This is a genomic window from Streptococcus sp. (assembly GCF_032481935.1).
Classification (GTDB): Bacteria; Bacillota; Bacilli; order Lactobacillales; family Streptococcaceae; genus Streptococcus.
On the sequence record NZ_JAWERU010000050.1, the window covers coordinates 1 to 9,761 of the forward strand.

At 41.5% G+C, this 9,761-nt stretch carries 13 protein-coding genes; 12 read left to right on the top strand and 1 reads right to left on the bottom strand.

What is annotated here, in order from left to right:
- The first annotated feature begins 7 nt into the window (after window positions 1–7).
- The 7 genes from infB to E7C97_RS08295 all read left to right on the top strand — a co-directional run bounded on the left by infB (window position 8) and on the right by E7C97_RS08295 (window position 6,638).
- Window positions 8–2,761 carry a translation initiation factor IF-2 gene (gene infB / locus E7C97_RS08265; protein ID WP_316108855.1) on the top strand — a complete coding sequence of 918 codons (2,754 nt, stop codon included), beginning with the start codon at window positions 8–10 and terminating at the stop codon, window positions 2,759–2,761.
- Window positions 2,762–3,011: 250 nt separating this feature from the next.
- Complete coding sequence (gene rbfA, locus E7C97_RS08270; protein ID WP_001273596.1) at window positions 3,012–3,362, top strand: 30S ribosome-binding factor RbfA; 351 nt, start codon at window positions 3,012–3,014, stop codon at window positions 3,360–3,362.
- A 159-nt stretch (window positions 3,363–3,521) separates the two neighbouring features.
- Window positions 3,522–4,301, top strand: a complete 780-nt coding sequence (locus E7C97_RS08275) for a hypothetical protein (protein WP_316108846.1) — start codon at window positions 3,522–3,524, stop codon at window positions 4,299–4,301.
- Between the two features lies 1 nt (window position 4,302).
- Window positions 4,303–4,485, top strand: a complete 183-nt coding sequence (locus E7C97_RS08280; protein WP_060955308.1) for a hypothetical protein — start codon at window positions 4,303–4,305, stop codon at window positions 4,483–4,485.
- Window positions 4,486–4,806: 321 nt separating this feature from the next.
- Entirely contained in the window at window positions 4,807–5,040 is a 234-nt protein-coding gene (locus E7C97_RS08285) for a DUF1858 domain-containing protein (protein ID WP_000368732.1), read from the top strand.
- Window positions 5,040–6,374 carry a DUF438 domain-containing protein gene (locus tag E7C97_RS08290; RefSeq protein ID WP_316108847.1) on the top strand — a complete coding sequence of 445 codons (1,335 nt, stop codon included), beginning with the start codon at window positions 5,040–5,042 and terminating at the stop codon, window positions 6,372–6,374. Before E7C97_RS08285 ends, E7C97_RS08290 begins: the two co-directional genes overlap by 1 nt.
- 9 nt (window positions 6,375–6,383) lie before the next feature.
- The gene (locus E7C97_RS08295; RefSeq protein ID WP_049527031.1) at window positions 6,384–6,638 is read left to right on the top strand and encodes a DUF1912 family protein; all 255 of its coding nucleotides are present in this window, start codon (window positions 6,384–6,386) and stop codon (window positions 6,636–6,638) included.
- Window positions 6,639–6,675: 37 nt separating this feature from the next.
- Here the strand turns inward: E7C97_RS08295 and E7C97_RS08300 are convergent, their stop codons facing one another.
- The gene (locus E7C97_RS08300; RefSeq protein WP_311522644.1) at window positions 6,676–6,939 is read right to left on the bottom strand and encodes a DUF898 family protein; all 264 of its coding nucleotides are present in this window, start codon (window positions 6,937–6,939) and stop codon (window positions 6,676–6,678) included.
- Between the two features lie 204 nt (window positions 6,940–7,143).
- On the opposite strand from E7C97_RS08300, the gene E7C97_RS08305 reads away from it, so the two are divergent.
- The 5 genes from E7C97_RS08305 to E7C97_RS08325 all read left to right on the top strand — a co-directional run bounded on the left by E7C97_RS08305 (window position 7,144) and on the right by E7C97_RS08325 (window position 9,650).
- Window positions 7,144–7,434 (top strand): DUF4651 domain-containing protein, encoded by a 291-nt coding sequence (locus E7C97_RS08305; protein ID WP_316108849.1) that lies wholly within the window; start codon window positions 7,144–7,146, stop codon window positions 7,432–7,434.
- Window positions 7,431–7,748, top strand: a complete 318-nt coding sequence (locus tag E7C97_RS08310) for a thioredoxin family protein (RefSeq protein ID WP_316108850.1) — start codon at window positions 7,431–7,433, stop codon at window positions 7,746–7,748. Before E7C97_RS08305 ends, E7C97_RS08310 begins: the two co-directional genes overlap by 4 nt.
- Window positions 7,749–7,761: 13 nt before the next feature.
- On the top strand, window positions 7,762–8,388 hold the full coding sequence (gene ytpR / locus E7C97_RS08315; RefSeq protein WP_316108851.1) for a YtpR family tRNA-binding protein: 627 nt from the start codon (window positions 7,762–7,764) through the stop codon (window positions 8,386–8,388).
- Between the two features lie 29 nt (window positions 8,389–8,417).
- Window positions 8,418–9,179, top strand: a complete 762-nt coding sequence (locus tag E7C97_RS08320; RefSeq protein ID WP_316108852.1) for an SDR family NAD(P)-dependent oxidoreductase — start codon at window positions 8,418–8,420, stop codon at window positions 9,177–9,179.
- 75 nt (window positions 9,180–9,254) lie between these two features.
- On the top strand, window positions 9,255–9,650 hold the full coding sequence (locus tag E7C97_RS08325) for a single-stranded DNA-binding protein (protein WP_000282453.1): 396 nt from the start codon (window positions 9,255–9,257) through the stop codon (window positions 9,648–9,650).
- The last annotated feature ends 111 nt before the right edge of the window (window positions 9,651–9,761 follow it).

The following is a 9,761-nucleotide window of genomic DNA, read 5'->3' on the forward strand; positions in this document are numbered from 1 at the left end:
ACATGATTTGTCTAAGAAAAGATTGTACGAAATCGCAAAAGAACTTGGAAAAGAAAGTAAAGAAGTTGTAGCGCGTGCAAAAGAGTTGGGCTTGGATGTAAAAAGCCACTCATCAAGTGTGGAGGAAGCAGCTGCTTCAAAAATCGTAGCAAGTTTTAAACCTGCTCCTGCTCCAAAGGTAGAATCGAAACCTGTGGCTCCAAAACCAGTTGTCACTAAGGAAGAGGCAAAACCAGCAGCAGCTGTTGCCCCTAAAGAAGAAAAAGTGGCACCAGCAAAACCACAGAGTCGAAACTTTAAGGCTGAGCGTGAAGCACGTGCAAAAGAGCAGGCTGAACGACGCAAGCAAAATAAGGGTAATAACCGTGACCACCAGCAAAATGGGAATCGTCAAAAAAATGATAACCGTAATGGTGGCAAACAAGGTCAAGGCAATCGTGACAACCGTCGATTCAATGATCAAGGTAAAAAACAACAAGGTCAGCAAAATCGTGGGAATGATCGCCGTCAGCAAGAGGACAAACATCCAAATCAAGCAGGCCCACGCATTGACTTTAAAGCCCGTGCAGCTGCTCTAAAAGCAGAGCAAAATGCAGAATATGCTCGTTCAAGTGAGGAACGCTTCAAGCAGTCTCAAGCTGCCAAAGAAGCCTTGGCTCAAGCAAACAAACGCAAGGAACCTGAGGAAATCTTTGAAGAAGCTGCTAAGTTAGCTGAACAAGCGCAGCCAGTTCAACCAGTGGTTGAAGTAGCTCCTGCAGCTAAAGAACCTGTAGTGGATACACGTCGTAAGAAACAAGCCCGACCAGACAAAGATCGTGATGATTACGATCACGAAGAAGATGGTCCTAGAAAACAACAAAAGAATCGAAGTAGTCAAAATCAAGTGAGAAATCAAAGAAATAGTAACTGGAACAATAACAAAAAGAATAAAAAAGGCAATAAGCAAAACAACCGTAATCAGGCACCAAAACCTGTTACAGAGCGTAAGTTCCATGAATTGCCAACAGAATTTGAATATACAGATGGTATGACCGTTGCGGAAATCGCAAAACGTATCAAACGCGAACCAGCTGAGATTGTTAAGAAACTCTTCATGATGGGTGTGATGGCGACACAAAACCAGTCCTTGGACGGTGAAACAATCGAACTCCTCATGGTAGATTACGGTATTGAAGCTAAACAAAAGGTTGAAGTGGACAATGCTGATATCGAACGTTTCTTTGCTGAAGAGGGTTATCTCAATGAAGATGAACTCGTAGAACGTCCACCAGTTGTAACGATCATGGGACACGTTGACCATGGTAAAACAACCCTTTTGGATACCCTTCGTAATTCTCGTGTTGCTACGGGAGAAGCCGGTGGTATCACTCAGCATATCGGTGCCTATCAGATTGAAGAAAATGGGAAGAAGATTACCTTCCTTGATACACCAGGACACGCGGCCTTTACTTCTATGCGTGCGCGTGGTGCTTCTGTTACCGATATTACCATCTTGGTTGTAGCGGCAGATGACGGGGTAATGCCTCAGACTATCGAAGCCATCAACCACTCAAAAGCGGCTAATGTTCCAATCATCGTAGCTATCAACAAAATCGATAAACCAGGTGCTAACCCAGAACGTGTGATCGGTGAATTGGCTGAACATGGTGTTATGTCAACAGCTTGGGGTGGAGATTCTGAGTTCGTAGAAATCTCAGCCAAGTTCAACCAAAATATCGATGAACTCTTGGAAACTGTTCTACTTGTGGCTGAAATTCAAGAGCTCAAAGCAGATCCAACAGTTCGTGCCATTGGTACTGTTATTGAAGCTCGTTTGGATAAAGGAAAAGGTGCAGTTGCGACCCTCCTTGTCCAACAAGGTACTTTGAACGTTCAAGATCCAATCGTTGTCGGAAATACTTTCGGACGTGTCCGTGCTATGACCAACGACCTCGGACGTCGTGTGAAGGTCGCAGGCCCATCAACACCAGTATCGATCACTGGTTTGAACGAAGCGCCAATGGCGGGTGACCACTTTGCTGTTTACGAAGATGAAAAATCTGCGCGTGCAGCTGGTGAAGAACGTGCCAAACGTGCTCTTATGAAGCAACGTCAAGCTACTCAACGTGTTAGCCTTGAAAACCTCTTTGATACCCTTAAAGCAGGAGAACTCAAGTCAGTTAACGTCATCATCAAAGCCGACGTACAAGGTTCTGTTGAAGCTCTCTCTGCATCACTTCAAAAGATTGATGTGGAAGGCGTTAAAGTAACCATTGTTCACTCAGCAGTTGGTGCTATCAATGAATCTGACGTGACTCTTGCCGAGGCTTCAAATGCCTTTATCGTTGGTTTCAATGTGCGTCCTACACCACAAGCTCGTCAACAAGCAGAAGCTGACGATGTAGAAATCCGTCTCCACAGTATCATTTACAAGGTTATTGAAGAGATGGAAGAAGCCATGAAAGGGATGCTTGACCCAGAATTTAAAGAAAAAATTATTGGTGAAGCGATCATCCGAGAAACCTTCAAGGTATCTAAAGTGGGAACAATCGGTGGATTTATGGTTACCAGCGGTAAAGTTACCCGTGACTCTAAAGTCCGTGTCATCCGTGATGGTGTCGTTATTTACGATGGTGCCCTAGCTAGCTTGAAACACTATAAAGATGACGTTAAAGAAGTTACAAACGGCCGTGAAGGTGGTCTCATGATTGACGGCTACAATGATCTTAAGATGGATGATGTGATTGAAGCTTATATCATGGAAGAAATCAAGAGATAATTTTTTGCTCCTTTCTTAAGTGGCGAAAGACGCACGCAAACCGATGGTTTCATTGCTTATTTTTGAGCCTAGAGTCTCAAAAATCCCCTGTTATGAAACCGCTAATGCAGTTCCATAACTTTCACCACGGCGAAAGAAGCAGATGAGTTCAAATTGAACTTCGTTTCAATTTGAATTGAAAATCAATAAGTTTAAAAATAGCTAGGTCTGCTGGCCTAGCTTTTGGTTCAATTGAGAGAAAGGAAGAAATATGGCAAATCATTTCCGTACGGATCGTGTGGGCATGGAGATCAAGCGCGAAGTCAATGAGATTTTGCAAAAGAAAGTCCGTGATCCGCGTGTCCAAGGTGTGACTATCACTGATGTTCAGATGCTAGGTGATTTATCTATGGCTAAGGTTTACTACACTATTTTGAGTAATCTTGCCTCAGATAATCAGAAAGCTCAAGTCGGGCTTGAAAAAGCAACTGGCACCATCAAACGTGAACTTGGTCGCAATTTGAAATTGTACAAAATTCCAGACTTAACTTTCGTCAAAGACGAATCCATCGAATATGGAAACAAGATTGACGAGATGCTACGCAATCTGGATAAAAATTAAGCAGAAAGAGGGGCACCCCTCTTTTTTGTGTGTCTATAAGTAGGTCATTGTCTAGTCAGATTAGATGAGTAGAAATCAAGAAAATAAATCTTGGAAATATCATTTATTCCATAAATATGATAAGATAAAGCTTGATACGAATGAAAAACGGAGATAGAGATGGCTAAAGAAGATGTGGCGATGCAAGTGTTGCAACAGGTAGTAAAACTTCCTGTCGTCAAAGTGAACCGGTCAAAATTTTTAATGGATAAATTCTCTAAGAAAGTGGCTTCAAAGGATATTCCAAGATTATTGGAAGAAGGGCCGACAGCTTTATTACCTCAGGAAACCTTAGATCAAGTGGCCAATGCCTGTATTAAAGATAATGTTTTACTGGCAAGTGGAACATCTGTTTTAGCAGGTTTGCCTGGAGGTATTGCCATGGCGGTTACCATTCCGACAGATGTAGCCCAGTTTTACGCATTTTCATTAAAACTAGCCCAGGAGCTAGGCTATATTTACGGCTATGATGATCTCTGGGCTTCGCGAAATGAGCTGAGCGAAGAAGCTAAAAATACCCTTTTGCTCTATCTGGGAGTGATGTTGGGGGTAAATGGTGCGGGCGCTCTACTTCGTTCTGGTGGGGTTACAGTTGCTAAGCAAGTGATGAAAATTGTAAACAAAAAGGCTTTGACAAAGACTCTTTGGTATCCAATTTTGGAAAAAGTTCTGAAAATCTTTGGAGTGAATCTGACCAAGGGAGGATTGGCTAAGGGGATGGGGAAAGTTATTCCTATTTTAGGTGGAGTCCTATCAGGTGGCTTAACTTTTGCGACCATGAAACCTATGGGAGAAAGATTGCAAAAAGAATTGTCCAAATTGATTAACTACGATGAAGCACAATATCAAAGAGATGTTGCCACTATCCAAAAAGAGGTTGAAATCATCGAAGGAGAATGACATGGGGATCATAACAATACTGGCCAAAACCTACGGTAATTATCTTCTTACAAGGCAAGCTTTAAAAGTTGCAGAAACCATAAAAAAAGATGAAAACACAGTAGTAAGTTTAGGAAAATTACTTCTCGTAGATAAGCTTATGGATACAGCTACTTGGTTGATGAAGCCGGAGGATAAAGAATGAAATCTTTTTGGAAGCTCTTCACTCTTCTTTTTATAACACCAATTGTCGGTCTGATAAAAATTCTCTGGTTTTTAGTCTCTTTCGCCTTCCAATTACTGTTCTATAAGATTCTTTTCAAGATCATAGACTGGTTTTTCAAACTTCTCTGATGATCATGGTAAGGATAAGACTTTGAGGTTTTACTAGGAAGAGTCTATATAATTAGAAATAATGAAGTGATACGAAATAAACTAGCAAGTCTTCTACTGCTAGTTTTTTAATCTTTGCCCTTGTGGTATAATAAAAAAGAAAAAACTGTTAGAGAAAATGATGGAGGTTATGATGGACAATATCATTGATGTATCTATTCCTGTTGCTGAAGTGGTGGACAAGCATCCAGAAGTTTTGGATATCCTAGTAGAACTTGGTTTTAAACCTCTTGCAAATCCCTTGATGCGAAATACAGTCGGACGAAAAGTATCGCTCAAACAGGGGTCTAAGCTGGAGGGAACTCCTATGGACAAGATTGTACGCACACTGGAAGCAAATGGTTACGAAGTGATTGGATTAGACTAATGGCAGATGAACGAATTCATGTCCTACGGGATATTTTATTAGAATTACATAATGGAGCCTCCCCTGAATCCGTTCAGGAGCGCTTTGATGCAACCTTTACAGGTGTATCTGCTATTGAGATTTCCCTTATGGAGCACGAGTTGATGAACTCTGACTCAGGCGTAACCTTTGAAGATGTCATGGAGCTCTGTGATGTCCATGCCAATCTTTTTAAAAATGCTGTTAAGGGCGTAGAAGTTGAAGATACCGAGCATCCAGGTCATCCTGTCCGTGTTTTTAAAGATGAAAATCTAGCCCTTCGTGCTGCCTTGATTCGTGTTCGTAGATTATTAGATACATATGAGTCTATGGAAGACGAGGAAATGCTTGCGGAGATGCGTAAGGGTTTGGTTCGGCAGATGGGACTTGTAGGTCAATTTGACCGTCACTACCAGCGCAAGGAAGAGCTCTTCTTTCCTATTATGGAGCGTTACGGACATGATTCGCCACCAAAAGTTATGTGGGGAGTGGATGACCAGATCAGGGAACTCTTTCAAACAGCTTTAGCGTCAACCAAGTCATTGCCAGAAGTGTCCATTAGCATTGTAAAGGAAACTTTTGAAGCTTTTGCGACTGAATTTGAGAGTATGATTTTCAAGGAAGAATCTATCCTCCTCATGATTCTACTAGAATCCTTTACCCAGGATGATTGGATTCAGATTGCTGAGGAAAGTGATGCTTATGGCTATGCTATCATCCGACCATCTGAGAAATGGGTACCTGAACGTAAAAGCTTTGGTGAGAAGAAAAGTGTAGAAGAACCAAGTCAGCCAGAAACTGTAGAAGGCCAAGTTCAGAAGGTTATCGATACGCCAGAAGGGCAGTTTACCATCACTTTTACACCTAAGGAAAAGGAAACGGTGCTAGATCGCAATAGCCAACAGGCCTTTGGCAATGGCTATCTCTCAGTTGAGCAGGCAAATCTTATCCTTAATCACCTGCCTATGGAGATTACCTTTGTTAATAAGGATGATATCTTCCAGTATTATAATAACAATACACCAGCGGATGAGATGATTTTCAAGCGGACACCGTCTCAAGTCGGGCGCAATGTTGAACTATGTCATCCGCCCAAGTACCTTGATAAGGTAAAGACCATTATGAAAGGTCTTCGTGACGGGGTCAAGGACAAGTACGAGATGTGGTTCAATTCCGAGTCACGAGGTAAGTTTGTCCATATCACCTATGCTGCAGTACACGATGAAAATGGAGAATTTCAAGGTGTATTGGAGTATGTTCAGGATATCCAGCCTTACCGTGAGATTGATACAGACTATTTCCGTGGATTAGAATAAGGAGAAAAAATGAGTTACGAACAAGAATTTATGAAGGAATTTGAAGCCTGGGTCAATACCCAGATCATGATTAATGATATGGCGCTCAAGGAAAGCCAAAAAGTCTATGAAGAAGACCAAGATGAGCGTGCTAAAGATGCCATGATTCGCTATGAAAGCCGCTTGGATGCCTACCAGTTCTTGCTAGGCAAATTTGAAAATTTTAAGGCAGGCAAGGATTTCCATGATTTACCAGAAGGTTTATTTGGTGAGAGACATTATTAAGAGCTATAAAAAAAGTGTGGTCTATAAACCGCACTTTTTACATATGATGGGTATGCTTGGTAATCCATTGTTCTGTTTTTATTTTTAACCAAAATGAATAGATTCCAAGAGTGATAATCGTCAGTAAGAACCATTTGATCCAATTTCCAAATAACTGGGCGCCAGTTCCATCAAAATATAAACGTTGACCATCGATGACAGTATGTCGGACTTTCCAATCTTGCATAAAACAAACGGCCCAAGGTGTGGCAATTCCTAGAGTTAAGGCGATGATGAAAAAAGCGACGATCGAGTGCCCGATAAAGCTGAGTAATCCCCGTCAAAATAACTTTATTTGTTCATATAGAGTCTCCTTAGAATTTTATGGATAAGTAAATCATTACTTTGAGGTATTGTACCATAGGAGGAGATAGGAATCAATATTTCTTGAAATGAGGCACTATAGTTCAAACGAAAATAGCATTCACGATTTGTCCTACTTATCTTTTTGTGTTACAATGTTAGCATGAAAACGAAAAATATCATTAAAACAGGTTTGGCAGTGGTAGGCCTCGGAGCACTTGCTTTTGGAGCTAAGAAAGTAGCCGATGACCACAAACTCATGAAAACGCAGGAAGAGTTGACCGCTATTGTGCGTGACTCCTTTTCAGAGATGGGTGAGATAGCGACTCTCTATGTCCAAGTCTACGAAAGTAGCTTAGAGCGTCTCGTTGGTGGTGTCATTTTTGAGGATGGTCGTCACTATACCTTTGTCTATGAAGATGAAGATCTCATCTATGAGGAGGAAGTCTTATGATAATTCCTCATAGTTTGGAAGAACTAGCTAATCTAGTTGAACAGGATGGCAAGAAGGTCTTCCTTTTTGTTGCGGATTGGTGTGGCGATTGTCGTTATATCTACCCTGCTTTGCCAGAGATTGAAGAGTCAAATCCAGAGTTTACCTTTATACGAGTAGACCGTGATGAGTACATGGACTTAGCCAAACTTTGGGATGTTTACGGGATTCCAAGTCTTGTTGTCTTAGATAAGGACAAGGAGATTGGACGCTTTGTCAATCGTGACCGTAAAACCAAAGAACAAATTAACGACTTTTTAGCAGGATTAAAATAGGAGAAAAGAAAGAATGATTTTTACATATAACAAAGAACATGTTGGTGATGTCCTTATGGTCATCGTGAAAAACAGTGGCGATGCCAAACTAGATGTTGAACGTAAAGGCAATGTGGCGCGTGTTTTCCTAAAGGAAACAGGTGAAACTGTTGCTTGGAATATTTTTGAAGTTTCTAGCTTATTCGAAATTGAGGAACGTGGTCAAGTATTCTTGACAGACGACCAAGTAGCTCGTTTGAACCAAGAATTGAAAGCTCAAGATTTTACCGAAGAGATTATCAATGACAAGGAACCGAAATTTGTGGTTGGTGAAATTGTCGAGATGGTGGCACATCCAGATAGTGATCACTTGAACATCTGTCAAGTTGCTGTTGGAAATGATAAGACAGTGCAAATCGTGGCAGGTGCTCCAAATGCGCGTCTTGGTTTGAAAACCATTGTAGCTCTTCCAGGAGCTATGATGCCAAAAGGGAATCTCATTTTCCCAGGGGAACTTCGTGGTGAAAAGAGTTTTGGGATGATGTGCAGTCCTCGTGAATTGCATTTGCCAAATGCTCCACAAAAGCGTGGTGTCATTGAATTGTCCGAAGACCAAGTTGTTGGAACTCCATTCGATCCGTCTAAACACTGGACAGCTTAAATTTGTTCAGTTAGATAGGAGAAAGTAAGATGGCAAAAAATGTTGTGATCACAGGTGCAACATCAGGTATTGGGGAAGCAATCGCGCGTGCCTATCTAGAAAAAGGTGAAAATATTGTTCTCACAGGACGTCGAACAGAAAGACTTGAAGCTCTCAAAACTGAGTTCGCAGAAGCCTTTCCAAATCAAAAAGTTTGGACCTTTCCCCTTGATGTGACCGATATGACAATGGTTAAAACTGTTTGTTCAGAAATTCTAGAAACTGTAGGACGGATTGATATCTTGGTCAATAACGCTGGACTTGCTTTAGGTTTAGCACCCTATCAGGACTATGAAGAGTTGGATATGCTGACCATGCTGGATACCAATGTCAAGGGCTTGATGGCAGTCACTCGTTGTCTCTTGCCTTCTATGGTGACTGCAAATCAAGGCCATATCATTAATATGGGTTCAACCGCAGGTATTTACGCTTACGCTGGTGCAGCAGTCTATTCAGCAACCAAGGCTGCAGTCAAAACCTTTTCAGATGGACTACGGATTGATACCATCGCAACGGATATCAAGGTGACAACCATTCAGCCTGGTATTGTAGAGACTGACTTTTCTAAGGTCCGTTTCCATGGAGATGAGGAACGGGCTGCAACGGTCTATCAGGGACTCGAAGCCTTGCAGGCACAAGACATCGCAGATGCTGTAGTTTATGTGACCAGTCAGCCACGTCGTGTGCAAATTACAGATATGACCATCATGGCCAATCAACAAGCAACTGGATTTATGATTCACAGAGATTAACATTATTTGAAAAAAGTTACAAATTTTATAACTTTTTTTGATTTCCTTCGAATAGATAAGTAGGAGGATGAAAAAATGTATAATAAAGTTATTATGATCGGACGTTTGACGTCTACACCAGAATTGCACAAAACCAACAATGATAAGTCCGTTGCACGAGCAACGATTGCAGTGAACCGTCGTTACAAAGACCAAAACGGGGAACGTGAAGCAGACTTCATCAATATTGTGGTCTGGGGCAAATTGGCTGAAACCTTGGCAAGTTATGGTAGCAAAGGCAGTCTCATTTCTGTTGATGGGGAACTTCGTACCCGTAAGTTTGAGAAGAATGGCCAGACCAACTATGTAACAGAAGTTCTCTGTACAGGTTTCCAACTCTTAGAAAGCCGCGCCCAACGTGCTATGCGTGAAAATAATGCAGGACAAGACTTAGCAGATTTGGTCTTGGAAGAAGAGGAACTTCCATTTTAATATCAATCAAATAGGGCTCTTTGTCAACTGTAGTGGGTTGAATAAAAGCTAACATCTGGAGAGGACAATCGTTGTCCTCTCCATTTTTATATTCAGAGCGATGAAAATTCG

Coding starts and splice junctions, on each gene's coding strand:
- rbfA (WP_001273596.1), top strand. CDS start 3,012: ATGGCAAATCATTTCCGTACGGATCGTGTGGGCATGGAGATCAAGCGC.
- E7C97_RS08275 (WP_316108846.1), top strand. CDS start 3,522: ATGGCTAAAGAAGATGTGGCGATGCAAGTGTTGCAACAGGTAGTAAAA.
- E7C97_RS08280 (WP_060955308.1), top strand. CDS start 4,303: ATGGGGATCATAACAATACTGGCCAAAACCTACGGTAATTATCTTCTT.
- E7C97_RS08285 (WP_000368732.1), top strand. CDS start 4,807: ATGGACAATATCATTGATGTATCTATTCCTGTTGCTGAAGTGGTGGAC.
- E7C97_RS08290 (WP_316108847.1), top strand. CDS start 5,040: ATGGCAGATGAACGAATTCATGTCCTACGGGATATTTTATTAGAATTA.
- E7C97_RS08295 (WP_049527031.1), top strand. CDS start 6,384: ATGAGTTACGAACAAGAATTTATGAAGGAATTTGAAGCCTGGGTCAAT.
- E7C97_RS08305 (WP_316108849.1), top strand. CDS start 7,144: ATGAAAACGAAAAATATCATTAAAACAGGTTTGGCAGTGGTAGGCCTC.
- E7C97_RS08310 (WP_316108850.1), top strand. CDS start 7,431: ATGATAATTCCTCATAGTTTGGAAGAACTAGCTAATCTAGTTGAACAG.
- ytpR (WP_316108851.1), top strand. CDS start 7,762: ATGATTTTTACATATAACAAAGAACATGTTGGTGATGTCCTTATGGTC.
- E7C97_RS08320 (WP_316108852.1), top strand. CDS start 8,418: ATGGCAAAAAATGTTGTGATCACAGGTGCAACATCAGGTATTGGGGAA.
- E7C97_RS08325 (WP_000282453.1), top strand. CDS start 9,255: ATGTATAATAAAGTTATTATGATCGGACGTTTGACGTCTACACCAGAA.